Below are 24,034 nucleotides of genomic sequence, written 5' to 3'. Positions count from 1 at the left end.
ATCCTTGAACAAGATGGGAGGCAGGGGCGAGATGACAACGACGCCCATCGATCTGCAAGACCTGAGGAAGAGGATCTACATCAAGGCGAAGGCTGAACCGGCCTGGCGCTTCTGGGGACTCTACGTCCACGTGTGCAAAGAGGAGACCCTGCACGCGGCCTATGCGATGGCGAAAGCGAACAACGGTGCCCCCGGCAGTGACGGGGTGACGTTCGCGGCCATCGAGGCGGCTGGCGTGGAGGCGTTTCTGAAAGGCATCCGGGATGAGCTGGTCATCGGAACCTACCGACCGCAACCGAATCGCCGCCGGGAGATTCCCAAGGGAGACGGGCGCATGCGCGTCCTGGGGATTCCCTGCATTCGCGATCGCGTGGTCCAGGGGGCGCTCAAGCTGATTCTGGAGCCGATCTTCGAGGCTGACTTCCAGGATGGAAGCTATGGATACCGACCCAAGCGCACGGCGCATCAAGCCGTGCAGCGCGTGGCCGAGGCCATTGTGAGCAACAAGACCTATGTGATTGATGTGGACCTGGCGTCTTACTTCGACACGGTTCGTCACGATCTCCTCTTGGGGAAGGTGGCGGAGCGGGTCCGCGATGATCAGGTCTTGGGCTTGCTCAAGCGTATCCTCAAGGCCAGTGGCAAGCGGGGCGTTCCGCAAGGCGGTGTGATCTCACCCCTGCTCAGTAACCTCTACCTCAACGAGGTCGACCGGATGCTGGAGCGGGCCAAGGAGGTCACCCGCAACGGACGCTATACCTATATCGAGTATGCCCGTTATGCCGATGACCTGGTGATCTTGGTCGATGGGTATCGCCGGTGGAACTGGCTCAAGGACGCGGCCTGGCGACGCTTGGTCGAGGAGTTGGCCAAGCTCGATGTGCAACTCAATCAAGACAAGACACGACGGCTGGACCTGAGCCGGGGAGGGGCATTCAGCTTCCTGGGCTTTGACTTCCGCCGGGCCAAGACTCGGCGCGGGGTCTGGGGCGCGCGTTACACGCCACGGATGAAGGCGCGTACCGCGATCCTACAACGCCTCAAGGACGTGTTCCGCCGCTACCGCTCGCAGCCGATCGATCGGGTGATCGCCTTGATCAATCCGATCCTCAGGGGGTGGGTAGGCTACTTTCGGGTGGGGCACTCCAGTCGCTGTTTCGGGTATGTCCAAGATTGGGTGGAGAAGAAGATTCGGCGCCATCTGATGCGCGCGCGGCAGCGTCAGGGCTTTGGCTGGAAGAGGTGGAGTAGGACGTGGCTATACGAGGTGCTCGGGCTCTACGACGGGTACCGAATCGGGCTGCGTAAGCCGAAAGCGCTCCCAGTGCAAGCGGTCTCATAACCCTGGATGTGAAGTCGGCAGGAAAGCCCGGTGCCGGAAAACGGCACGCCGGGTTTGACGTGGCGGGGGCTGGAAACGTGATCATGGGAGCCGGACTGAGGGCCAGCGCGAAAGCGCTGGAGGATCCACCGGACCCTAACCTCGGCGCGCCAGTTCTCGACCCTACCTTAGGGGGCGGGGTGACCGTAAGGTCACCCTGCTACCCGACGTACCTGGACAGGTTACGCAAAATGAACCTACGAGCGTCAAATCATCGCTTGTATATAGGCTTCGAGTGTTAGTTGTGCGACCTTGTCCCAGTTGTAACGTTGCAAGACCCATTTTCGGATGGAAGTGCGTTCCTCAAGTGATAGTGGGCGAGCAGTTAGTCTAATCATAGCATTTGCCAGTTCTCCTACATCATGTACTGGAAAATAGCGCTCTGCGCTGAGGCGAAGCTCAAGATGCGGAGGAATGTCGCTCGACAGTACGGAGAGCCCATAGCTTAACGCTTCCAGTAGCGCAATTGGGAGCCCTTCATGCGAAGAAGGAAGCACGAACAAGCCGGCGTGGGCATAAAGTTGCCGCAGCGCCTCCCCGGTCTGAAAGCCTGTCATGACGACATTGGGATTGGTGTTGGCGGCTCGCGCAACTTTGTCTGAATGGAGTCCAGGATGATCGGCACATCCAACGATTGCTAGCTTCCAACCGGGGAGTTTTGCAATGCCGAAGGCTTCGATAAGATCCTCGTGTCTCTTTTCCGGTACAATACGACTTACAATCAGGATGTATCGAGCTGGTTCCAAGCCAAAAGTCGCTAGGTGAGACGTCGACGTGGGCATCTCCGGGAGGTCCACGCCGTTAGGGATAAGTGATGGCGTACAACCGTACTCTCTTTCAACGGCCGTTTGAATGGTACGAGAGATCGCAATCGCGCAATTGGCATAACGCATCCCGAATGCCTCACCCTTTTTGAGTATAAGGCTTGCAAAACGGCCCCATTTTTCGCGGACGTAGTCAGGGCCATGGTTGGTTACTACGACTTTGAGCCCGAAGAGTCGGGCGAGCGGGGTCAGGAGGGCAGGCCCGACTGCCTGGATGTGTAGAATATCCGGTCGCTTAAAAATTGCGTAAAAAACCGCCAGGACCGTGTGAGTAATGGCTTCGAGGTTTTTTGAGCGGGGCGCCCAAAGAGTGACTAGATTGACCCCACGCCAATGTTTGTTATTGTGCGCCGTAGAGTATGTCGAGCGGCAGACAACGGTAACCTCGCATCCCAGCGCTGCGAGTCGCGGGCAGATGTGCTCGGCATGACTTTCGACGCCCCCCATGATGTCGGGTATTCCGCGTAACCCGATCCAAACTGTCGACAGCTTCCGTTTTCCTGCAGGCTTTGGCATCACGCTGGACTTCCGTTGGATTGAGGCTCTTTGGCGCAGGTGAGAGTCTATCGCAGTAGCACCCGTGTGTCCCTAAGGGGCATTGCAAATCTGATGGTTGCCTCGGTCTTTCGTCTTTCATGGGCAGGGGATCGTGCTACCTGTTCTCTCCCTGAAGTTTCTCGTTTTTCTCAGGCGACCAGCACCATGACAGCAGCGATGAGGGCATTTCGGGTGCCGTGGCTGGGATCTCCGCAGTTGACCCCGAAACCCGAGTTGGCGAGATTATGTGCGAGCGGTGGTTCGGTACGAAGCGCGGGGAATTTTTTTTAAGCGGGCCCGTAGATCCAGGTAACGGTGGTGGCCACCATGCAGAACCGGAGATGGTTGGTGACGTCATCGGGGTTGAGCGTTTGCGTCTGGGCACTGCCGATCCTCTGCTTGATTTCGCTGAATCCACGCTGCAGCGAGTGGAGCGCCACCAGGAGTCGACCCGGCTGCAGTACGCCTTGCTGGATCGGGCGGTCAAGCCGGGCTGGTCTCCCTCGCAGATCCTCCTGATCGATGAGGACCTGTGCCGTTCCGGGGCGAGCGTCGAGGGTCGGCCCGGCTTTCAGCGGCTGATGGCCGAAGTCGGTCTGGATCATGTCGGCATCGTCCTCGGCATCGAGATCTCGCGCTTGGCGCGCAGCTAGCGGGACTGGTATCAAATGCTCAAGGTCTGCGGACTGTTTTCTTCCAGCGTGCGCGGGCTCCTTGCATAAGGGGCATCAGGTTGCTGTTGTCCACGGGGATATCGGTCACCCAGAAGAAGTGGACGATATTAACGTCGGGGGCGTGCTCGGAATACTCGAGGACGTTCACCTCGAGGTCGAAGTTGGCGTCGTTCAACGGGACGCCGTTGAGGTAGCGTAAGGGGTGGCGGAATCCGTTCTCCTCGCTGCGCCTCGCTTCGGTGGTCGGCGCGCTGCTGGCCGCCACCCGGTCGAACAGATAACGTATGGTCACTCTGTTTGGCGCCGAGAATAAAAAGTAGATCAAGCGCTTGTAGATGGCGAATCTGCGGACCATTGGAAGCCAACGCGTCTTCCATGACGATCAGCTTCGGATGCGGGTGTTCGCGGCGCAGATCCGTGAGCAGGCGCTTGGCGGCCTTGCGCTCGCAGTCGTTTTTCTACGCCCCGTCGGGCTTGAGGATCGGCTCGGGGGCGAGCGGGGAAACCTCCGCGCCGTCCGGATGCACCAGCATCGCCCCGAGCAGCTGGTGATAGGAGGCGCCGTTGCGATGGTGTTTCTCGGCGCACTGCGCACAGTGGATCGTCTGCGAGGAGAAGTAGCCCGTGCCTACGAGCGAGAGCAGATAACTGTCATCGAGGCAGGCAAACCCCTCCAGCCCCTTTCGCGCTGCAACTCGGCGAACAGTGTCCTGTACAGCGGACGCAGGTGGTTCGGATCCACCGCATCAAGGCGGTCGCGAAAGGGCGTGTCGCTCGGGGCGCGCTCCACGCCGGAGAGTGCTTGGAGATTCGCCCTCGTCGTCTCTTCCCGGCAGTCGTGCTCGAACTGCAACAGCGAGGGATACTTCACCCGAACAACGCAAGCCCCAACGTCAGCTGATCGACCAGCGCAATCGCGTTGCCGGGCGTATCTGGGATCGTCCCGAACACCCGCCGCGCTGTCTGTAGCAGGCCTACGGCGCTCAGTTGTTTACGGACGAAAGGCGCACTCATCGGAATCCGCCTCGCAACCTTAGATTTGCGCGGCAGTATACTGATTCTTTTCTGAAAGTTTATGAAGACTTTTTTCGAGACTGCGCTAACCTACTGTTGCCTATAGGGGACGTTTTTCGGCGGGAATTGCTGCCGAAGTTCCTTCTGAAACGGCCCGTTGCAGGTCAGAACATATCAGCTCTAGAACTTGTGAGGTTGCCATGATGTTTATTGAAAGAGTCAAATGCCCAACTTGCGGAAACAGTTCAAAAATCACGTTGCTCTCTATTCCATTTTCCAACCCAGAATTGCTTCGGTGGTTAAATAGCTATTACCGGAACCGCATTCCAAAAGGGTCTCTTGATGGCATGGATTATATCCTCGATCAATGCGCAGCTTGTGGGCTCATCTGGCAGCGGCAGGTCGGTGACGACGATCTACTTAATAGCCTTTACGAGATTTGGATCGAGCCTAAAGATTCGCAAATATACAATGAAGGACGAAGATCCGTCCAGCAGGCTCTTGCCTACGTTTCAGAAGTTGTTACGGTACTTAGCTACCTCGCGATAAATCCAAAAGATGCGAACTTTCTCGATTTCGGAATGGGGTGGGGACACTGGTGCCAAGTGGCTAAGTCGTTTGGTTGCCAGGTCTATGGTGCCGATCTTTCTGAATCCAAGATGGCCCAAGCACACGCAAATGGCATTCCCATGATTGACCCATTTTTTTTAGATTCGGAAACTTACTTTGATTTAATCAACACCGAACAGGTATTTGAGCATCTTGCCAATCCACATCGGATTTTAACTGGCCTAGTACGCAAGTTGAAACCCAATGGCCTTCTGAAAATAAGCGTGCCAAATGGCACTGGCATGGAAAAACGAGTGCATCGTATCAGCTGGGACGTAACTCCATCATCAAGACCTCTATTAATGCCTGTTCAGCCGCTTGAGCACATAAATTGCTTTCATCGAAAATCACTTGACATATTTGCAGCGTCAGTAGGGCTAGTGCCGGCAAAGATTCCACTTAAATATGAGTTCCGGTATGCTGCCAACATGAGCAGTTTAAAGAACGCCGCTAGAGGGCTGTTAGGCATTACATACAAGAACAGGTTATACCCAACGTACCGTTTTTATCGACGTGGAGGTGTCGATCATCCTTTCGGCCACCCCCAACGCGGCGACGGGTAGGGGCGATGGTGTCATAGGGGCGACGGGTTTACCATTTGTTGGACGAAGGCGCTTCGAGGAGAAAGCCCATGCGGCGTCTTCGGCTGTAAAGTGTAACCTCACGCCCTCGCTTACCCTGTCTATTGCCCACACCGAACACAGCTCCTAAGGTCTGGCCGGGATCGGCGGATGAAAGATCGAAAATGTTTCGGTGATATCGGACAGTCGCGCGAGGCCGCGCCAGAGTGCGGTGGCGCCAGGTCGGCCGTCGCACTTACGCCCAAGAAAACCGCCGAGCTTCGCCACCTTGTGCATGGCCTCGCCGAGTGTTGGCGGTATGTCAGGCGTGTTGGGTGCGCAGTGCCGGGTGCAGACCTCGCTGACGTCCGAAACCCTGCGTGAGAGCTCAAAGCTGCGGGTGACCAAGTGCTTGCAAGCCATGTATACCTCATATAGGCACAAGCTCGCATTTCTTGAATGCCTGGAATTTCAGCGTGAGTAAAGAGTCCAGCTCCTTCTTGTGCGTGGTGTGCGTTTGTTTTAGGCAGTCGGTGATTGCATCTCGGAACTCGGCGAAATTGGGATAGTATTTCGAGTAAAGGACTTGGTGATTAGCGTCGTGCCTCAGCCAGAGCATTTCACGCCGTGCGGACGGCGCCCTGGCGCAGCCATTTCTCGGGGCTGGGCGGGGTGCGGACGCTGGCATGGAGGAGTCGCCCGACCAGCGAGGGCAGATCGAACCGGCGGTTCAGGCGATACTGCGCCTCGGCGAGGTAGCGCGCCAAGTACTTGTGGACGTTGACGTGGTGATAGGTGCCCCGGATCGCGGTCTTGAGGTTGGAGATGACGGTATTGACCCAGCGGAACGCATCGATCTCGCTGGATTTGCGCGGGCTGACCACGATCGCCCCGTAGGCGGCGACTTCTGCCCCGGCGCAGCCGAGGCTCGCGAAGGCGTCGGTGACGAGGTGTGCGTCGGGATCCAGCGCCTTGCGCACCCACGCGCGCAGCGTGTCGCCCTTCAGATCGGGGAGCGGGTCGAAGCGCACGTGTCGGGGATGACCGTCGTCGCCGACTTCCACCGCGGCGATGAACACGGCCTTGCCTTCGGAGCCGCGTCCGCGTTTGCCGCCGCGGCGCTTGCCCCCGACGACGGCGTCGTCGGCAACAACCACGCCGGTGAGGAGGCGACCGGACTCGCGCTCGGCCATGGCTTCGAGGAGTTTGTGCTTGAGCCGCCAGGCGGTGCGATAACACACGCCGAGATGGCGTTTGAGCGACAGTGCCGAGAGGTTGTTCTTGTTCTGCGTCACCAGGTACATGGCTTGAAACCATTTGGTCAGCGGCAGCTTGGAACTCTCGAACAGGGTCCCGCACGTCAGCGAGGTCTGCACCCGGCACTGCGCGCACTGCCAGTAGGTGCGCCCGTCGGCGTGGAAGCGACTGTGCGAGGTGGCTCCGCAGTGCGGACAAACGAACCCCTGCGGCCACCGCGACGCCTCCAGGGCCGCGGCGCACTGGGCTTCGGTGCCGTAGCGTGCGAAGAAATCGTCCAGGGACATGCCCGGCTGGAATTGAATCGGGTTCTGCGGCATCGCCGTCGGCCTCGCTGCGGGTGGAGATGTCCGACAGTATGCGCCCGGGGGTGGCTCACTCCGTGAGCCTGCCGGCTCGAAAATCGCTGGCTGAGGGACGACGCTAATCACCAAGGACTTTTTTCTTGACGAACTTCCACAGCCGCTCGATCAGGTTTAAATTCGGTGAATAGGCGGGAAGATAAAGCAATTCGATATTCAGTTGCGAAGCCAGCGCTATAACGATATTGCACTTCTGGTAGCGCGCATTATCCATAACCAGCGTGATAGGCACGTCGAGATTCAGCATGGCAATGCGTCGCAACAGGTCGCAGACGCTGTCCGCGGTGATATAGGTATCGTTCGTAACCATCACCAGTTCATGTGTGATCGCGTTCAACGCACCGAGCACGTTGAAACGTTTTCTCCCGGCGGAAGTCTTTACAAAGAGACGGGAGAATGACCACAGAATACCGAGAAAGGCACCCAATACAAAGTGAGCAGCATCGACAAAAAAATAGCGCGTTTACCCTGTCTGGCTTCTTCGGGGCGCGGCTCTAACTTATTGATACGAAAATGTTCTTGCTCCTCAGGGTCGGCTTTCGAGGGTATGGTTCCGACTCTTCTCGGAGCCATGCCGAGCGAATTGAGAAACCGCCCCACGGCGCTCGGACTGCGCTTGATTCCCGTCAGCTCCTCGATCATGGTCGCCGCCTCGTTGATGGTCGCAGGCGGATGCTTGCGAAAATAGACGGCTTCGAGTCGATAGCGATGCTGCTCCAACTCGCTCGTCGGGGCGTAGAAGTTGAGCTCCATCAGCTTCTTGATACCACCGGACTGAAACATCCCGAGGTACTGCCGTAGGGTGTTGCTGGAAATTCCCGCGAGCCGACAAATCTCCCGGTGCGCAAGGCCCTGGCTCTTCAGCCACAGCACCTCCATTCGCCTGCGCACCCTTGGGTGTGGATGCGCGTAACGGGCCTTGATCATCGTTTGGTCCAACTGCTGGCGATCCTTGCGTCGTCAGGGCTTCCAGCCCTGATTCCGTCAGGCCAGGATGGCCTGACGACGCATTCGGTGGCCGCTGTGGGCGAAGGGATGATCGAGGCCGCGTAACGCAACTGCTGTATTTTCTTCAAATCCTGCTCGGAGAACTCGATTCTGATCATCGTCGCAAAAAAACTACAAGACGGCCCATCGGTAGTGTCAAGTCTAACTCGAAGTCAGAATGTTATCGAGCATTGCTGAGAGTCGACATGAGGAAAGTTGAGTTTATGCCTATAAGAGGTATAGATCACGAGAGGCGGTCGTCCGGGTAGTCCCTGTGCCAGTGTCCGGAGGCGCAACCGCTTGGTCAGACCATAGTGTCTTCGGAAAATGCGTTCGATCTGTTTCTCGATGAATGCCATGCGCTGATTCCGGTAAAGGTTGGGGCTTGACGAAGGAGCGTTTTCGAAGACATCGATGCGGATGCCAATGCGTTTCGATATCCGGTAGGTTTTCTTCCGGAACAGTTGGAGAGTCCGGACGGCTTCGGGTCGATTTGACGGGTGGCAGTTGGACCGATGTGGCCGCGAGTCCCCTAGGAGCCGAGAGTTCCGGATGCTCCCCAAGATCATAGTTCGGCTGTCGAGCGATTCACGTTGCGCCCGGCCTTCCGGCGACGCCACGTCTGCGGCTCTGGAAGTCTGGGGAAGAGACCAGCGCACCGTAGAACGCTGAAGCTTGGAAAATATACCGGTGATCCGCTCGGAAGCAAGCTTCGGGGTCGTTTCCAACTTGAGCTGACAGGGAATCGGGCACTGGCGCAGGTGTAGGAACGCGGTGTAGGTGAGTCTCGCGTTCGGACGCCGGATCCATAGTGCGCCCGGCGTTACAATGAGGCATGAGGTGCGAAGATCGCGACAGGTCGGCAAAGGTTAGCTTCGTTTCGCAATGCGGCTTTTGGATGTTGCGTTTTCACGACCGCGACCGTCAGGCAGGACGAGACGCGGATCCTAGTACCTCATTCCTCCTTAAGTTGCGGATATAGGCGCTTGAGCTTTATGCGTGCATTGTCGGTCGTGAACTGCCAGTCGACAACGGCCCCGGAAGCATTGCGGCGATCCGCCCAGGCCTTGGCCTCGCTGCGCAGGGTGTCGATGTCGTCGATGCGCCGATCCAGACACTGCTTGGTGAAGACGCTGAGTTCGATCTCGGCGATGTCGAGCCAGCTGCTGTGTTTGGGGGTGTCGTGAATCTCCAAGCGGTCCAGGAGTCGACGCGCTTCCTGCGGTGGGAATGCCTTGTACAGCGACGCCGGTGCATGGGTGTTGAGATTGTCCCAAATCAGAACGACCTTTTCGGCCTTGGGGTAATCGACGTCCAAGGACGCCACGACACAATACCCACCACCACTTCGACGGCACCCCCGAGCGGGTGACCGTCCGGCGTAGGCTCTCCCGGATCTCAGGGAACGCCAAGTTTAGTAAAATCAGTGTTCTACGCAGCCAATCTTGGTAAACTTCCATTCGAACGCTTTTAACTCAATGGAAAACCGATGATTGACCAGAGCCAACTCCTGCGCCTGCTCGGACTGCCGCAGATCGCCATCGACCGCGTCGAGATCACGGACGCCGCTGTGCTGGAAATTCATGTGCACAGCACCGAGGAGGGCACGCAGTGCCGGAGCTGCGGCCGACGCATCACTGAGCCGCATGGACTCGGTGAAGAACGGCGGTTGCGCCATCTGTCGATCTTCGAGCATCGCACCGAAATTCTCATTCGTCCCAAACGGTATCGCTGCCCCGATTGCCGGGATCATCCCACCACCACCCAACGGGTGGACTGGTACGACCCGCGCAGCGGCTTCACCCGTGCGTTCGAACACAGCCTGATGCGCGCCCTGATCAACAGCACCCTGGAAGACGTCGCGCACAAGGAGGCCGTCACCCCGGAGCACCTCGACGGTATTCTCGATCGGTGCGTCCCGAGCCAGATCGACTGGACGACGCTCACGGCGCTGCCCGTGCTCGGGCTCGACGAGATCGCCTTGACCAAAGGCCACGGCAATTTCGTGGTGATCGTCAGCGCCAGGGTCGAGGACACCCTGAGCATCCTCGCCGTGCTCAAGGACCGTAAGCGCGCGACCATCGAGGCGTTTTTGCGCACGATCCCAAAATCCTTGCGGCGCACCGTTCGCGTCGTGTGCACCGACCTGTACAGCGGCTTCATCGGTGCGGCCAAGGCCGTCTTCGGCACGCACGTCGCCATCTGCGCCGATCGCTTCCATGTCGCGCGTTTGTATCGCGACGCCGTGGAGACGTTGCGCAAGACAGAACTGCGCCGGCTCAAGCGCGACCTGTCGAAAACCGAGTACGGCGGGCTCAAGAACGTCCAGTGGATCCTGCGCAAGCGCGAATCCGACTTGAGCGCCGAGGAACGGCGGATCCGCGCCCGGTTGTTCGCCTATTCCCCGCAACTCGCGCAAGCTCATGCCCTCAGCCAAGCCCTCACCGAGGTCTACGACATGCCCCTGTCCAAAGGTCAGGCCAAGCGCAAACTCAGTGGCTGGATGCGACGGGTCAAGAACGCCGAGATGACGTGTTTTCAATCCTTCCTGAAAACGTTGCGCCGTCATTGGGACGAGATCACCAATTATTTTACCGAACGACACACGAGCGGTTTCGTCGAAGGTCTCAACAACAAGATCAAAGTATTAAAACGGCGGTGCTATGGCTTGAGCAACCTGCGCCGGCTCTACCAGAGGGTGTACCTCGATCTGTGCGGTTATCGGGTTTTCGCGCGCTGATCAATGAAAAACAACCGCTTAAAAATGGCTTGGACGGGGTGCGTCCAGCGATATTTTCAACCAACGTGTTCGGTCAAAATGACTACAACGTCATGTTTTTAAATATTTTAGCGCTTTCCCTGAATTCCGGGAGAGCCCCGGCGTACCCGCCATCCCTTTGACGGCCAGTCACTTGAAGTCTTCAGCGCCGTCACCCTCCAAGGTGAACTCAAGCTCGTCCTGGTGCTCCCGGACGGGACGCGCTTGCGCGTTCCGGCCACCTGGACCGATCTCGACGGCCCGCCCGCGCCGCGTCCGGCGGTGCTGGCCTCGGTGACGCAGTTGCGTCAGCTCCGCAGCGTTGTTAATGGGCTCCTTCGCCGTGCGCAGGCCGCCGAGTCGGCCGCGCCAACCTCACCGAAGGAGCCGAGCGATGCCCGAGCAGTTGACCTTCCTGCAGCCACCACCGCCTGCCGGGGCCGTACCGGCGTGGGAGACCCTCCGACCCGAGCAGCAACAGAGCGTTCGCGCACTGCTGGCGCGTCTGATGCGCCGGATCGTGCTGGCCCGGCGTGCTCCACAGCCGCAGGAGCATCCCGATGACTGAGCTCGGCAAAATCACGCCCTCGCATCGCGCGCGTCTCGCGGTGGTCTACATCCGCCAGTCCACCAGCGCACAGGTCGAATCCAACCGCGAGTCCACCGCGCGGCAATATCAGTTGCAGGCCTTCGCCGCAGAACTCGGGTGGCCGGCGGCGCAGATCCGGGTGATCGATCAGGATCTCGGCCTCTCCGGGTCGGGCCTGAACACCCGCTCGGGCTTCGCCGAGCTTGCCGCCGAGGTGGCGCTCGGTCATGTCGGGATCGTGCTCGCCTTGGAGGTCTCGCGACTCGCCCGCAACAATGCCGATTGGTACCGCCTGCTGGATCTGTGCGGGACGACCGATACGCTGATCGGCGATGCCGACGGCCTCTACCACCCGGGGCTGTTCAACGATCGACTCGTGCTCGGCCTCAAGGGCACCATGTCCGAGGCGGAATTGCATGTCCTGCGTGCCCGCCTCAATGGCGGTATCCGCAACAAGGCGGCGCGCGGGGAGCTGCGCCGGGGTCTGCCCATCGGGCTGGTGTGGGGCGAGGCCGACGGGGAGGTCCGTTTTCACCCCGACGCGGCGGTCACCGGGGCGATCCGCGCCGTCTTCGAGCGCTTCGCCGAGATGGGCTCGGCACGGCGGGTCTGGCTGTGGTTTCGCAGCGAGGCGCTGCCCTTCCCCACGCAAGCGAGCGGGTGCCGCGACATTCAATGGGGTACGCCGAGCTACACGAAAATCCACCAGGTGCTCACCAATCCGGTCTATGCCGGCGCCTACGTCTACGGTAAAACCCGCCAGGAGCGCTATATTGACGAGCATGGCGAGGTGCGTAAACGCCTCAAGCGCTTACCACGCGCGGATTGGAGTGTCGTGCTGCATGATCATCACCAGGGCTTCATCGACTGGGCGACCTTCGAGGACAATCAGGTGCGCCTAGCCGCCAATACCCGCCCGATCCGCCACGACGGCGGCGGCGCCCTGCGCGAAGGGGCGGCCCTGCTGCAGGGCCTCGCCCTCTGCGGTCATTGCGGGCGCAAGCTGGTGGTGGCCTACAGCGGTCGCAACGCCGCCCCGACCTATGACTGCCCCGGCGACAACCTCGCCAACGGGCGCGGCGAGGCGTGCCTGCGCGTTGGCGGGCAGCGCCTCCACCAGGCAGTGGCCGCCGCCGTCCTCGCGGCGGTCCAGCCCGCCGCCCTAGTGTGCCCGACATGGGCATGTACTTGTTACCTGAAAGGAGGTAACCGCGAAGAGTGACGAGAAGCGTAGCGAAACCCAAGGTGGACGCCGCGAGGCCAAGCTGAAAGCAGGGTGTAGCCAAGACACGACCGTAGGAACACGAACAGGCAGCGAGGCCGGATGCGGGCGATGAGCGTGCTAGGGAACGCGAAATCCAACCGTCACCGAAAGACGTCTCCGGTAGAGCCTGGCGGCACGGGTCGAAAGTACATGTTCTTACTCGGGGAGATCTGGCCCGTGAGAGCGGTCCAGAAGTCAGCAGAGGCCGTAGTAGCGTTGAGGCCCGGTGAAAGTCGGGAGGAGTGAAGGGCCGAAGAGTCACGAAAGAACCACAGTCTGCATCCGATCCGGAAGGCGGGCAGATGGGCGACACGCACTCGGCGTTGCAACTGCGGCAGCTACCGGGACGGCGAGCCGAACCGAACGGGTGGATTCCCGCATGGGGGAGGTCCGCGCTCATCAAGTCAACCGTGATCGCGAGCACAGACGCAAGAAGGGGTTCAATGAGCAACACGGTTGAGATCAGTCTGGAGGCGGTGCTCGACACCGTCAACATGGAACGGGCCTGGGCGGGGGTGAAAGCCAACGCCGGGTCCGGCGGGGTCGACGGCAAAGGGATCGCCGAGACCGAGGCCCACCTCAAGTGCCACTGGCCGGTGATTCGGGAGAAGCTCCTTCGGGGCGATTACCGCCCGGCGGCGGTGCGCGCGGTGGACATTGCCAAGCCGGGCGGCGGGACACGCCGCCTGGGCATTCCCACGGTGCAGGACCGGCTGATCCAGCAGGCCCTGCACCAAGTGCTGAGCGCGGCTTTCGATGGCGACATGAGCGAGCACAGCTGGGGCTTTCGCCCCGGACGCTCGGCCCATGACGCCGTCACGGCCGCACGCGGGTACGTGGCCGACGGCAAGGAATGGGTGGCGGATATTGATCTGGCGCGCTTTTTCGACCAGGTCAACCACGACCGCCTGATGCACCTGCTGGGACAGCGGATCAGCGACAAGCGGATCATGACGCTGATCGGGCGCTACCTGCGCGCACCGATGGACGAGGGCGATGGACGGCACATTCGGCGCAGCCGCGGCACGCCGCAAGGCGGGCCGCTGTCGCCGCTGTTGGCCAACCTCTACCTCGACGTGCTGGACCGGGAGCTGGAGCAGCGGGGCCTGTCGTTCGTACGCTACGCCGACGACATCGCCGTGTTCGTGGCCAGCGAACGGGCCGCCGAGCGGGTGCTGGAGCGCCTGACGCGGTGGCTGCACACGCACCTGGACTTGGACGTCAACGCCACCAAGAGTGGCGCACGCCGTACCGAGGAGAGCGCGCTGCTGGGCTTTCGCATCCACCCCGGTGGACAGGTGAGTCCGGCGCCGAAGGCCATCGAGCGGTTTAAGGATCGGGTGCGCGAACTCTGGGACGCCCGGCAAAGCCTCACCAGCGAGCAACTGCGTGAACAGTGGCAACGCTATGTCACCGGATGGTGGAACTATTTCGGCTACGCCAACTGGCGCCGCGAGGTCCACGCCCTGTCGGGTTGGGTCAGGCGGCATATGCGCAAATGCTTCTGGCTGCGCTGGCACGATCGCCACGGACGGTTCAACGCGCTGCGGCGCCTCGGCGTGCGCGGACGTGCGCTCGGGGTGGCCGGCTGTCGGCGCGGTGCCTGGTTCATGGCGCGTCATATCGTCGTCAACCAAGCATTGAAAACCGCAACACTGAATCGACACGGATTCACTCTACCGTGGACGCTTGCGGGCTAAGCCCGCTGGGCTCAACCGCCGGATGCGGAAAACCGCATGTCCGGTGGTGTGGGAGGGCTGACGGGCGCAATCCCGTCAGCCCGACCCGATCAAGCAGCCTTGGATGCGGCCGAGGCCGGCGACAGCGCCGCGCAGGCCGCCCGCGTGCAATGGCAGCATCAGCTCGAGCAGGCGCGCTATCAGGCACAGCTGGCGCAGCGCCGCTATCAGAACGTCGACCCCGACAATCGCCTGGTCGCCCGCGGCTTGGAAGCGGCTTGGGAGAGCGCCCTACACGCCGTGCAGGCCGCCGAGCAGCAGTTGCAGCGCGCCGAGCAGCAACATCCAGAGGCGCTCTGCGCGGCCGAGCGCGAGGCCCTGCTCGACTTGGCCGAGGATTTGGAAGCGGTTTGGTCAGCGCCTTCCACCAGCGATCGCGACCGCAAGGAGCTGTTGCGTGCCCTCCTCGAAGAGGTTCTGGTCACGCACGACAAGGACGCGCACGCGGTGCACGTCACCCTGCGGTGGCATGGCGGCTTGATCAGCGATCTCAGCATCGCGTTGCCGCGCACCCGCGCGGCCACGGTCCGCACCGACGAGGACACCGTGGCGCTCATTCGCCGCTTGGCCGCGTATTATCCGGACGCCGTCATCGCCGGCGTACTCAATCGCCAGCAGCGCACCACGGCCACCGGCTTACCCTTCACCGTCAACCGCGTCGGCAGCCTGCGCACCCACTGGGGCATTCCCTGCTTCGTGCCGCCGGCACAGCCCGTCTGCGGCGAGCCCCTGACCATCCGGGACGCCGCCGCCGTCCTCGGGGTCGCGCCCTCGACCCTGCACCGTCAGCTCAACGACGGGCTCATCGCCGGAGAGCAGGTCACGCCGGGCGCGCCCTGGCGCATCGTGATCACCGCGGCCTTGCGCGCGCACTTCGCCGGCGAGGCGCCCGAAGGCTTTGTCCCCATCGTCGAGGCCATGCGCCGGCTCGGCGTGTCGCGCCAAACCGTGTTGCAGCGTGTCAAGCGTGGCGAGCTCGAGGCCATCCATGTCTCGCAAGGCAACCGTAAGGGATTGAGAATCAAGGTTTCAGAACCGACTCCGGATCTTTTCGACGACCGCAAAACAGCCAGGGGGTAGTATGAACAGCGATCCAACAATTCCTTGATCTCATGCGCGAGATCGAGTGCGGTTTTGGTGGCGCGGACGCTGACCTTGCGCCAGCCGGCCAAGGGTTCGACGATCATGAAGTTGTTGGCGGTGCCGATGCGTTCGTATTCGTAGTCGTAGCGTTGCGGCTGCCCGGGTTGCAGCGGAATCGGCATGCGGGTTTCGCCGATCAGCTGGGTCGGCTGCTCGTCGAGGCAGATCACCGGGCGCTGTGGATCGTAAGGACGGTGATAGACCTCCAGCACGTCTTCCATGCAGGCCACAAACTCGGCGTTGTGCTCGGGCGGAATCACCCAGCAGGTGCGCAGGTGCGGTTTCAGAGCGTTTTTTTAAGCGTGCGCATGACGGTTTGCGGCGAGATGGCCTCCACGACCTTCAACTCGACGAGGCTGTCGGCCAACAGCGCGAGGGTCCAGCGTGCCTGTCCTTCGGGAGGCGCCGAGCAGGCGATGCGCAGCAGCTGCGCCTCGCCCGCGCCGTCCAGAATCCGTTCACGCGGCGGGTGTTCTCGCTCCTTGCGTTCCAGTGCCGCCTCCAAGCCGGCCTCGACAAAGCGTTGTCGGATGCTGAAGACCGTGCGCAGGCTGCAGTCGAAGGCGTCCGCGGCTTGCACATCGCTCCAACCCGGCCCATCGGCATCGAGCTTGAGCAGCACGTTTGCATGTTTGATCTTCCGGGCCGCCGCCTTGCCTTTACCGATCACCTCCGTGAGCGCCGTCCGTTCCTCTTCGGTGAGCCGTACAACATACTTGATCATAGGGAGTCTCTCCTGATAGCCAGCCTTAAGAAATACTCCTACGATCATGCTTACGCAAGATTAGGCGGAACGGGGTACTAGAAGGCTGTCGGACTTTCCCTGTGTCGGGCGGCGGAGCCGCCCTGTAGAATCAGCGCAGCACACTTGGGGGCCTGAGCCGATGAGCCACTTCCGTCCGATCCTTTGTGATGTTGCCTTTATGCGACCGCCCTCGGTGCACGCTTTGCTGCCCGAAGGGCACTTGGCGAGCAACGTGGTCGAGGTGGTGGAGGGGCTGGATCTCGGCACGCTGGAACCGGCCTACGCCGGGCGGGGCAGCGTGCCCTACCAGCCCGCACTGTTTCTCTCGCTTCTGATCTACGGTTACGCCACCGGCAGCTATTCCGGCCGCAATATCGACCATGAATCCAAGCTCGTCGCCCGCGCGACCGAGGCGGCTGCCACGGGACGCCAACCGGGCGGTAAGCCACCCACGGCGCCCACCCCCGACCCGCGTCCCGTAGACCAGATCAACCTCACCGACGAAGAAGCCCGCATCGTGCCCGTCGCCGGTGGTGGCTTGGAGCCGTGCTGCAACGCCCAAGCGGTGGTCGATTCCGAGACCATGCCGGTGCTCCTCCCGCAGGTCATGCAAGCGGCCAACGACAAGCAACAACTCGCCCCGCTGCTCGAACAGCTGCAGGCCCTGCCGGAGGAGATCGTCCGGGCGGAACAGCTGTTGGCCGATGCCGGCTAATTCAGCGAAGGCAATGTGGCGGCCTGCGAACGCGCCGGCATCGAGCTTTCGATCGCGATCAAGTGGGACGAGCAACACCCCCATTGGTCGGAGCGCTTCGAGAGCCCGCAGGCCCCGCCCGCCGAGGCGACCCCGGTCGAACGCATGGCCCAACGGCTCAAGACCCAAAGGCCGGGCGACCAGCCCTTTTAAGGTGCTAGCAACATACTGTAATATCTAGCAACATACTGTAATATCTAAAGATCTTCAACATTGCACACGTGCCCGATTGACCATGTTTGGTGAAATCCTCCAGAAGTTTGTCGAGAAGAGTCCGACCACCGTCATGGTGCGCGTCCTGCTGGAGCGGTTGCTGAACCCCGAGAAACTGGACCGCTGGTTCGAAGCGACACGCCAAACTCAGTACACACGCAATATTCTGTTCTCGTCGCTCGTCGGGCTGATGCTGCAAGTCGTGTGCAGGACCCAAGCAAGCGTTCACGCAGCGTATCGACAGGCCAACATCGCGGCCTCCATCGTCGCCGTCTATGCAAAATTGCAAGGGGTCGAACTGACCACCTCCCAAGCACTGGTCGGCGAGATCGCGCTGGAGGCGCGGGACATGATCCTCGCGATGAACGGAGCGCGTCCTTCGTTACTGCCCGGATATCGACTGAAGTACCTGGATGGCAACTGCCTGGCTGCCAGCGAACATCGCCTGAAACCGCTGCGCGCGACGACCGCCGGCCCCTTGCCGGGGAAATCGTTGGTTGTCTTCGATCCACAACTGGACATTGCCGTAACGGTCGTTCTCTGTGCCGATGGCCATACCCAGGAGCGCGCGTTGCTGGATGCGGTGATCCCCACGGTCGAAGCGAATGATGTCTGGCTGGCAGACCGGAATTTTTGCGTTTCGCAATTTCTGTTCGAGATCCACCGTAAGCAAGCCTTCTTCATTATTCGCCAGCATAGCAACCTCGTCGCCAAGCCATTGGAAAAATTTAGATTTATTGGCGCTTCGGCGAGTGGCGACGTGTACGACCAAGCCGTTCAATTGACGTCCACGAGCGGCGAGACCCGGGCGCTGCGCCGCATCACCGTCAATCTGAAGACGCCGACCCGCAATGGCGATACGAAGCTCGTCCTGTTGACCAATTTACCGTCTGCGGTCGCTGACGCCCCGACGATTGCGGCCTTGTATCGGATGCGCTGGGGTATCGAGACGGCCTTTCAAAAACTCGAGAAACACCTCCATTCCGAGATCGCCGCGTTGGGCTATCCGCAGGCCGCGCTCTTCGGCTTTTGCTTGGCACTGGTCGCGTTCAATCTCTATGCCGTCGTGATGGCCGCGTTGCGCGCGGCCCACCCGACCCGGGACATCGATCAGACCGTGTCGCAGTTCTATCTCGCGGGTGAGATTGCGACCACGATGACGGGTCTGACGATCGCCGTGCCGGAACACGAATGGGCGCCATTTGTACACGCGACTACGGAGCAGCTGACCGAGTGTTTGCTGCGCTTGGCGCAATTCGTGGATTTACACAAACTCCGGAAGAGTCCGCGCGGCCCGAAAAAACCGCCCATCCCGCGCACGAAATACAAAGGTCACACACATGTCTCAACCGCTAGATTACTCGCCGGCATAGAGCCGAACACAAAATGACACCTTAAAAGGGCTGGCCGGGCGACCTATGCCCTGTGCAAACAAACCGTCGAACCGGTGTTCGGCATCATCAAACCCGTGAGGGGGTTTCGTCAGTTCCTCATTAACGGTCTGGACAACGTCCAAAACAGATGGACCCTAGTGTGCCTGACGTGGAACTTGCGGCCCATGGCCGCGTTGGACCCGCAGCAAGGGGAAAGGTCAGGAAGACCTCACCTTTCATCCAAAAAGCGTCTCTTATGCGCAACACGCGACCCTCGAGACTCCGATTCAGGTCATCGCGAAGGTCAAGTCCGACAGGCTGCTAGTGATGGACCTCTGATTTGTGCATCCTTGAGCAATGAGGAACCGAGGTAGGACTTTCGTCGCGGTTTTATTGCGAGCAGGAGAGTGTTATGGAAGCTCTGGCATTGTACCTTGGCCGCACGGATGCGTTCTGCGGACTAACCGACCGCCGACGATCACGGCTTCGAGCGTCTGATGGACACCCGTGATCGGAGCTGGTGGGGATGGGAATCGAATCAGTATGCGTTCTGCAATCTGGAGAGTATTGCGGTTTGGTTAGGGCTCGCGGCTACGGCGGTCATCTCGACTTTCTCGGCAGTGTAGGAGCGTTCCGCCTACGCCTATGGCTCGCTGAAGGTGTACGTTTGGGGAGGCCTGCACGCCGCAAGCCGAAGCTCAAAGGCTGTCGATCGGACGAACTTCGGGTTACGCTGCGCTAACCGGCTTCCGCAACTTTGCCTGCCTTCTCGATTCGTATCTTGAGAGGTAAGTGTCGCTCGGAGGGGCCGGGAGCTTTTAGCTGGACGAATTTACGCGGAGGTAACTTCAATCGTCCTCGGATAGCGAGCACGTGTTTTGATGGTTTAGGGAGGCAATATGGCGTTACGAGTACGGGAACCTTGGGGACGTTTCTGGATGAGGCTTGCGGGTCGGAGTTTTTTCGGACGGTTGGCCTCCGGGATTGCTGGATGGGCTTACCCGGGTTATAAGGGGCGGCATCGCCTCGCGCGTTTGGGAGTAGCCGGCTATATCGCCCCGTCGGCGCTCCTTTCGCATTCCACTCTCATCTTGGGCCAGCACGTTTTCATCGGGGATGGCGTCATTCTTTTTTCGAGAGGGCGTGATACGAAGGTTCGGATTAGCGACGAAGTCTACATCAACCGGGGATGTATCATCGAGACGGGTGACGGTGGTTCACTGAGCATCGGAAGCCGAACGACGATACAGCCTGGATGTCAGTTCTCCTGTTATAAGGGATCACTCACGATAGGTCAGGACGTTCAGATTGCTCCGAGGTGCGCCTTCTACCCTTACAACCATGAAATGGCGGCCGGTGAATCGATCAAGAGTCAGCCACTTGTAACAAAGGGTGGGATCATGATCGAAGACGACGTTTGGCTGGGATATGGTTCCGTCGTGCTCGACGGGGTTACGATCGGACGGGGGGCTGTTATCGGCGCGGGCTCGGTCGTAACAAAAGACATCCCTTCCGGCGCCATCGCGGCAGGCGCACCAGCCAAAGAGTTAGGGCGACGTGTCGACCGGGCTAAGGCTTCGCGGTGTTCGTCCCGCGGGTCGAAACCGACGTGAGACACACGGCCCCATTTCAACAGGTGTTGGCCAAGTTTGACGGACCGCGTGACGAACGGTCGGCCTCGCTCGTGACTCAGGACAAACCTGCACGTGGCGCATAGCGCCACGGGGTATGCGTGACACCGCAGAGCGGGTGTTACGAGCCCTTTCAAGGTTCGGGTGGTTGGTCTAACGAGCGAGACGGTGCCTCGTGGTCATGTCTGTGCGGCAGTCTTGGAACAGTTCTTAAGGATTCATCATATGTCGTATCAACCTCTGGTCAGCGTCTGCACGCCGGTATACAACGGAGAGAAGTTTCTTGCCGAATGCATCTCGGGTGTGTTGGCGCAGCGCTACGAGAATTTCGAGTACATCATCGTCGACAATGCGTCTACGGACGCAACCCCTGACATTATCGAGGAGTTCCGTAAGAAAGATCCTAGGATCAAGGTCTTTCGCAATCCGGAGACGGCTTTTGTTATCGATAATCTGATGGCGTGCGCGACTCGCTGCTCCAGTGAAAGCGCCTGGGTCAAATATGCGCTCGCGGACGATTATCTTTTCCCGAATACCTTGGAGGAGATGGTTCGCGTCGGGGAGATGTCGCCGGATATCGGTCTCGTGTCTGCTTACAGGATGTACGGTATGCAGTGGACGAATGTCGGGCTACCGATGGACCAGTCTGTCTTCAAGGGTTCGGAGATCCTTAAGCGGCAGCTTTTGAGAAAGCTTCATGTCTGTAGCAGCTCGCCGAATACGATTCTATATCGTAAATCGGCGTTCGACGCGGTGGGCGGCTTGGACCGCCGTTACCTGCACGCGGACACTGAGCTCGCCCTGAGGCTACTCGATCGACACGATCTGGGTTTCGCCCATTGTGTGTTTACAAAGACCGGGCTCCATGACGCACGTCAGGAAAAGGGATCCGTATACAGCGGGCTGGTCATTCGGGAGTATCTGGATTTCGGATTTCGTAGGTTGGGGGAGTACCGCAGCGTGAGCTTTACAGCTAAGGAGCGCGAAGAGCTTGCAGACTACTACACGAGGAGCATCTGGGAGTTTTTTGGAAAGAAGACGGCTCATTTCGACATAAAGAACATCAAACTAATGCTCGACAGCTGTCCGGAGGAGGTGCGATCGAAGCTAGTTCGGGCCTTGTTTAAACGGCCTGGGCCGGTACTAAAAGGGTTTGTTCGGGAGCTTTTTAGGGTGAAGAAGGGACGCGTTTGATGGGTTTGATCTGGTTTCCCGCCACGGCTTGCTTGGGGGGCGAGACTGGCGGTGCTCCTGTGAAACGGGCACCTCGCTGATGGGATCAGTGGGGTTGACAAGCACAGACCAACTCCGGTGGACTTCGCTCTTGGTCGTCCAGACTGCTAAGCCGCGCCAGCTCCAAAACTCGTCGGAACTGGCGTGGCCAATCCACTTCCGTAAATTACGCATACCCGCACCGGGCGCGGTTTAAGTTATTGACACGAGTTTTCAGAAGTCCGTACTTTTTCATTGTCTGACACGCATCCCAGGGGTAATCGAGTGACGGTTTTCGAGCTGATGGAGCGAGGGGCGAGGGGCTTCCTGGACCGCCAGTTGCCGGACGGGTCCTTTCCTCCGGGACACAATGGCCCTTACTACGATCAAGAATTGCCGGTGAGGAACACGGCGCACGTCATGATTCTTCTGCTGCGCGTGCACGAGATCACCGGTGAGCAGAGGTTTCGTGACGCTGCGTTGCGTGCGCTAGGCTACGTAACCGCCGCTGAGCGGCGTCCGATGGGTGCTGCGTACTGGATGCGAGAGAATCCGCAGAAGGACTTTTCCAATGGACTCATCGGTCCGGCTTGGATCATCGAGGCGCTGGTTTTCGCCGGCAGGGCGTTGGAGGATTCCCGATTAACGGATCTTGCAGGGACGCTTTTTCTGCTGCACCCGTTCGACCCCTCGACGGCGCGATGGGAAACCGTGAATGTGGACGGGAGCTACGCGGGTGTCGATCGGACCTTCAACCATCAACTTTGGTTTGCCGCGGCAGGGGGCCTGCTCAAGAGCAACGGCCTTGTTGCCGAGCGCGTCGAGCGATTTCTGGATGCCTTAGGGGATAATCTGAAGGTGTACCCCAATGGGTTGATCATGCATCCGCTCGGAGGGATTTCCCGTCTCTGGGTGCGAGGCGAGATCAAGCGCTTCGCGAAACGGCTCGCGAAGCGGTCGAACAGAAATGCCGTTGACCCGGTTGTCAACAAGGCAATCGGCTATCATGCCTTCAATACCTACGCCTTCGGCCTTTTGTCCAAGTCTTTTCCGGGTAATGGTTTTTGGTCATCCGAGCGGTTTGGGCGTTTGGTCGGTTTCCTGAAGGACCCCACATACTTGGATGGCTTGGAGGTCTTCTGCTGTGCTGGCGGGGGGAATGGAAAGACGCTTCCGTTCAATCGATTCGGGTACCCCTACAACCCGCCGGGAATCGAGGTCGCTTTCACGATACAGTCCTTCGGTAGCCTATTCGGGGAGGAGGGACCTAGGCTGATCTCCGAGTGGATCGGTCGGCAGTTGGAACGGACATACGACTCGCAGGTCGGTCTCATGGTCAGAAACACGGATGATCCGGCGACGCTTTCCGCGCGGGTCTACGAGGCCGTGCGGTTGGAGGATCACGCTGTCCTCGGGGGTGGAGCCCGATGATCTCGGTTGTCGTTCCTGTCTACAACGCGGAGCCCTATATCGAGCGAGCGTTGCGCTCCGTCCTGCCGTTCGACGCGGTCACGGAAATTCTGCTGGTCGAGGATGGGTCGACCGATCGGAGCCTCGCTCTCTGCGAGGATTTGGCTAAGGCCGATGCGCGGATCAGGCTCGTTCAACACGAGGGCGGTGTGAATCGCGGCGCAGGTGCGACACGGAACCTTGGCCTTCGCAAGGCCGCCGGGTATCTGATTGCCTTTCTCGACGCGGATGATTACTACCTCGAGAACCGGTTTGAGGCCGACCTCCGGATTCTGACGGAGGTTCCGACATGCACCGGCGTCTATAACGCGATCGGAGTCCATTTCTACAGCGATGCAGCCCGGGAGAGCTTCAGATCCAAAGGGTTCGAGTCGGATCTCACGAGCATCAGTGAGCCGGTGCCGGGATCAGAACTCCCCTTGGTGCTTCTCAATCGACACCCCACGGCGAGGGGGCATTTCCACCTCGACGGTCTGACGATTCGCCGGCAAGTCATCGAGCGCGTCGGGTATTTCGATGAGAGACTGCGTTTGCACCAGGATTCCGAGTGGATGTTTCGTCTTGCGTACCTGGGTGACCTCTTGCCGGGTAGCCTTGAGACGCCCGTGGCGGTTCGGGGGGTCCACGACCAAAATCGGATTACCTCCGATGATAACGGTTTGCGCTCCCGTAAGAAGCAGTTTGAGGTGATGGCTGACTTCGTCCGAGCCCAGGGTGAACCCGGAGTGATCCGCGATGCCATCTTGATGCGTGATGCCTACTATCGATGGAAGACGGCGAGCGGGCCTGGACGGTATCTCGCGCTGGCGCGCTATCGGTTTTTGAAGGCCAAGGTCGGAAGGCTTCCCCGCGGGTAGTTGCTCGGTTAACCGCATGGCCGAGGCGACCGATGCTTGTGGCGCCGAGCTGAGGCATGGCGAAGCCGCCGGGACCTGTGT

Annotated in this window: 20 protein-coding genes and 4 pseudogenes; 17 read left to right on the top strand and 7 right to left on the bottom strand. The window is 60.0% G+C overall.

Features of this window, described 5'->3' with window-relative positions:
- The first annotated feature begins 31 nt into the window (after nt 1-31).
- Nucleotides 32-1,342, top strand: a complete 1,311-nt coding sequence (gene ltrA, locus BDD21_RS24540) for a group II intron reverse transcriptase/maturase (protein WP_170164696.1) — start codon at nt 32-34, stop codon at nt 1,340-1,342.
- Nucleotides 1,343-1,587: 245 nt separating this feature from the next.
- Here ltrA (BDD21_RS24540) and BDD21_RS24535 read toward each other — a convergent pair whose 3' ends face one another.
- Nucleotides 1,588-2,721, bottom strand: a complete 1,134-nt coding sequence (locus BDD21_RS24535; RefSeq protein ID WP_120799406.1) for a glycosyltransferase family 4 protein — start codon at nt 2,719-2,721, stop codon at nt 1,588-1,590.
- A 362-nt stretch (nt 2,722-3,083) separates the two neighbouring features.
- On the opposite strand from BDD21_RS24535, the gene BDD21_RS24530 reads away from it, so the two are divergent.
- On the top strand, nt 3,084-3,395 hold the full coding sequence (locus BDD21_RS24530) for a recombinase family protein (RefSeq protein WP_120799405.1): 312 nt from the start codon (nt 3,084-3,086) through the stop codon (nt 3,393-3,395).
- Between the two features lie 19 nt (nt 3,396-3,414).
- Here BDD21_RS24530 and BDD21_RS24525 read toward each other — a convergent pair whose 3' ends face one another.
- Nucleotides 3,415-3,708: a hypothetical protein gene (locus BDD21_RS24525; RefSeq protein WP_147431214.1), complete on the bottom strand. Its 294-nt coding sequence runs from the start codon at nt 3,706-3,708 to the stop codon at nt 3,415-3,417.
- A gap of 922 nt (nt 3,709-4,630) precedes the next feature.
- Here BDD21_RS24525 and BDD21_RS24515 point away from each other — a divergent pair.
- Nucleotides 4,631-5,602 (top strand): class I SAM-dependent methyltransferase, encoded by a 972-nt coding sequence (locus BDD21_RS24515; RefSeq protein ID WP_120799402.1) that lies wholly within the window; start codon nt 4,631-4,633, stop codon nt 5,600-5,602.
- A gap of 144 nt (nt 5,603-5,746) precedes the next feature.
- Here BDD21_RS24515 and BDD21_RS29325 read toward each other — a convergent pair whose 3' ends face one another.
- The 4 genes and pseudogenes from BDD21_RS29325 to BDD21_RS24485 form a co-directional block, all read right to left on the bottom strand.
- Nucleotides 5,747-6,022, bottom strand: a complete 276-nt coding sequence (locus tag BDD21_RS29325; protein ID WP_120799401.1) for an IS4 family transposase — start codon at nt 6,020-6,022, stop codon at nt 5,747-5,749.
- 197 nt (nt 6,023-6,219) lie between these two features.
- On the bottom strand, nt 6,220-7,176 hold the full coding sequence (locus tag BDD21_RS24500) for an IS1595 family transposase (protein WP_120799399.1): 957 nt from the start codon (nt 7,174-7,176) through the stop codon (nt 6,220-6,222).
- 112 nt (nt 7,177-7,288) lie between these two features.
- Nucleotides 7,289-8,145, bottom strand: a pseudogene (locus BDD21_RS28900) (IS630 family transposase); the annotation flags it as partial.
- A 1,015-nt stretch (nt 8,146-9,160) separates the two neighbouring features.
- Nucleotides 9,161-9,523 (bottom strand): annotated as a pseudogene (locus tag BDD21_RS24485) (transposase); the annotation flags it as partial.
- A gap of 171 nt (nt 9,524-9,694) precedes the next feature.
- Here BDD21_RS24485 and BDD21_RS24480 point away from each other — a divergent pair.
- The 6 genes and pseudogenes from BDD21_RS24480 (at nt 9,695) to BDD21_RS24465 (ending at nt 15,635) form a co-directional block, all read left to right on the top strand.
- Nucleotides 9,695-10,945 (top strand): ISL3 family transposase, encoded by a 1,251-nt coding sequence (locus BDD21_RS24480; protein ID WP_120796167.1) that lies wholly within the window; start codon nt 9,695-9,697, stop codon nt 10,943-10,945.
- A gap of 123 nt (nt 10,946-11,068) precedes the next feature.
- Nucleotides 11,069-11,251, top strand: a pseudogene (locus tag BDD21_RS29320) (DUF5372 family protein); the annotation flags it as partial.
- Between the two features lie 106 nt (nt 11,252-11,357).
- Entirely contained in the window at nt 11,358-11,531 is a 174-nt protein-coding gene (locus BDD21_RS28095; RefSeq protein WP_170164891.1) for a hypothetical protein, read from the top strand.
- Nucleotides 11,524-12,774 carry a recombinase family protein gene (locus BDD21_RS24475; protein ID WP_245969803.1) on the top strand — a complete coding sequence of 417 codons (1,251 nt, stop codon included), beginning with the start codon at nt 11,524-11,526 and terminating at the stop codon, nt 12,772-12,774. Before BDD21_RS28095 ends, BDD21_RS24475 begins: the two co-directional genes overlap by 8 nt.
- A 485-nt stretch (nt 12,775-13,259) precedes the next feature.
- Entirely contained in the window at nt 13,260-14,516 is a 1,257-nt protein-coding gene (ltrA, locus tag BDD21_RS24470) for a group II intron reverse transcriptase/maturase (RefSeq protein WP_120796384.1), read from the top strand.
- 36 nt (nt 14,517-14,552) lie between these two features.
- Nucleotides 14,553-15,635 (top strand): hypothetical protein, encoded by a 1,083-nt coding sequence (locus BDD21_RS24465; protein WP_211335157.1) that lies wholly within the window; start codon nt 14,553-14,555, stop codon nt 15,633-15,635.
- A 346-nt stretch (nt 15,636-15,981) separates the two neighbouring features.
- Here the strand turns inward: BDD21_RS24465 and BDD21_RS24460 are convergent, their stop codons facing one another.
- Nucleotides 15,982-16,422, bottom strand: a complete 441-nt coding sequence (locus tag BDD21_RS24460; RefSeq protein WP_170164890.1) for a helix-turn-helix domain-containing protein — start codon at nt 16,420-16,422, stop codon at nt 15,982-15,984.
- A 199-nt stretch (nt 16,423-16,621) separates the two neighbouring features.
- On the opposite strand from BDD21_RS24460, the gene BDD21_RS24455 reads away from it, so the two are divergent.
- From BDD21_RS24455 to BDD21_RS24425, 8 genes and pseudogenes are all read left to right on the top strand, one after another.
- Nucleotides 16,622-17,158, top strand: a complete 537-nt coding sequence (locus BDD21_RS24455) for a transposase (protein ID WP_120799394.1) — start codon at nt 16,622-16,624, stop codon at nt 17,156-17,158.
- A gap of 15 nt (nt 17,159-17,173) precedes the next feature.
- A complete protein-coding gene (locus BDD21_RS28090; RefSeq protein WP_170164889.1) occupies nt 17,174-17,350 on the top strand; it encodes a hypothetical protein in 177 nt (58 codons plus the stop codon).
- Nucleotides 17,351-17,432: 82 nt separating this feature from the next.
- Nucleotides 17,433-18,800, top strand: a complete 1,368-nt coding sequence (locus tag BDD21_RS24450; RefSeq protein ID WP_120799393.1) for a transposase — start codon at nt 17,433-17,435, stop codon at nt 18,798-18,800.
- 9 nt (nt 18,801-18,809) lie between these two features.
- A pseudogene (locus BDD21_RS24445) lies at nt 18,810-18,989 on the top strand (transposase); the annotation flags it as partial.
- Between the two features lie 693 nt (nt 18,990-19,682).
- Nucleotides 19,683-20,396: an acyltransferase gene (locus tag BDD21_RS29315; RefSeq protein WP_120799392.1), complete on the top strand. Its 714-nt coding sequence runs from the start codon at nt 19,683-19,685 to the stop codon at nt 20,394-20,396.
- Between the two features lie 243 nt (nt 20,397-20,639).
- On the top strand, nt 20,640-21,608 hold the full coding sequence (locus BDD21_RS24435) for a glycosyltransferase family 2 protein (protein ID WP_120799391.1): 969 nt from the start codon (nt 20,640-20,642) through the stop codon (nt 21,606-21,608).
- A 438-nt stretch (nt 21,609-22,046) separates the two neighbouring features.
- Nucleotides 22,047-23,057 carry a hypothetical protein gene (locus tag BDD21_RS24430; protein ID WP_147431211.1) on the top strand — a complete coding sequence of 337 codons (1,011 nt, stop codon included), beginning with the start codon at nt 22,047-22,049 and terminating at the stop codon, nt 23,055-23,057.
- Nucleotides 23,054-23,953 (top strand): glycosyltransferase family 2 protein, encoded by a 900-nt coding sequence (locus tag BDD21_RS24425; protein WP_120799389.1) that lies wholly within the window; start codon nt 23,054-23,056, stop codon nt 23,951-23,953. The genes BDD21_RS24430 and BDD21_RS24425 overlap by 4 nt, the downstream gene beginning before the upstream one ends.
- The last annotated feature ends 81 nt before the right edge of the window (nt 23,954-24,034 follow it).

Origin of the sequence: Thiocapsa rosea, from assembly GCF_003634315.1 — a bacterium.
Taxonomy (GTDB): Bacteria; Pseudomonadota; Gammaproteobacteria; order Chromatiales; family Chromatiaceae; genus Thiocapsa; species Thiocapsa rosea.
This window is presented reverse-complemented; position numbering and strand designations above follow the sequence as displayed.

Excerpts from the sequence above, each read along its gene's own strand:
- ltrA (WP_170164696.1), top strand. The coding sequence starts at position 32 with ATGACAACGACGCCCATCGATCTGCAAGACCTGAGGAAGAGGATCTAC.
- BDD21_RS24535 (WP_120799406.1), bottom strand. The coding sequence starts at position 2,721 with ATGCCAAAGCCTGCAGGAAAACGGAAGCTGTCGACAGTTTGGATCGGG.
- BDD21_RS24530 (WP_120799405.1), top strand. The coding sequence starts at position 3,084 with ATGGTTGGTGACGTCATCGGGGTTGAGCGTTTGCGTCTGGGCACTGCC.
- BDD21_RS24515 (WP_120799402.1), top strand. The coding sequence starts at position 4,631 with ATGATGTTTATTGAAAGAGTCAAATGCCCAACTTGCGGAAACAGTTCA.
- BDD21_RS29325 (WP_120799401.1), bottom strand. The coding sequence starts at position 6,022 with ATGGCTTGCAAGCACTTGGTCACCCGCAGCTTTGAGCTCTCACGCAGG.
- BDD21_RS24500 (WP_120799399.1), bottom strand. The coding sequence starts at position 7,176 with ATGCCGCAGAACCCGATTCAATTCCAGCCGGGCATGTCCCTGGACGAT.
- BDD21_RS24480 (WP_120796167.1), top strand. The coding sequence starts at position 9,695 with ATGATTGACCAGAGCCAACTCCTGCGCCTGCTCGGACTGCCGCAGATC.
- BDD21_RS28095 (WP_170164891.1), top strand. The coding sequence starts at position 11,358 with ATGCCCGAGCAGTTGACCTTCCTGCAGCCACCACCGCCTGCCGGGGCC.
- BDD21_RS24475 (WP_245969803.1), top strand. The coding sequence starts at position 11,524 with ATGACTGAGCTCGGCAAAATCACGCCCTCGCATCGCGCGCGTCTCGCG.
- ltrA (WP_120796384.1), top strand. The coding sequence starts at position 13,260 with ATGAGCAACACGGTTGAGATCAGTCTGGAGGCGGTGCTCGACACCGTC.
- BDD21_RS24465 (WP_211335157.1), top strand. The coding sequence starts at position 14,553 with ATGTCCGGTGGTGTGGGAGGGCTGACGGGCGCAATCCCGTCAGCCCGA.
- BDD21_RS24460 (WP_170164890.1), bottom strand. The coding sequence starts at position 16,422 with ATGATCAAGTATGTTGTACGGCTCACCGAAGAGGAACGGACGGCGCTC.
- BDD21_RS24455 (WP_120799394.1), top strand. The coding sequence starts at position 16,622 with ATGCGACCGCCCTCGGTGCACGCTTTGCTGCCCGAAGGGCACTTGGCG.
- BDD21_RS24450 (WP_120799393.1), top strand. The coding sequence starts at position 17,433 with ATGTTTGGTGAAATCCTCCAGAAGTTTGTCGAGAAGAGTCCGACCACC.
- BDD21_RS29315 (WP_120799392.1), top strand. The coding sequence starts at position 19,683 with ATGGCGTTACGAGTACGGGAACCTTGGGGACGTTTCTGGATGAGGCTT.
- BDD21_RS24435 (WP_120799391.1), top strand. The coding sequence starts at position 20,640 with ATGTCGTATCAACCTCTGGTCAGCGTCTGCACGCCGGTATACAACGGA.
- BDD21_RS24430 (WP_147431211.1), top strand. The coding sequence starts at position 22,047 with ATGATTCTTCTGCTGCGCGTGCACGAGATCACCGGTGAGCAGAGGTTT.
- BDD21_RS24425 (WP_120799389.1), top strand. The coding sequence starts at position 23,054 with ATGATCTCGGTTGTCGTTCCTGTCTACAACGCGGAGCCCTATATCGAG.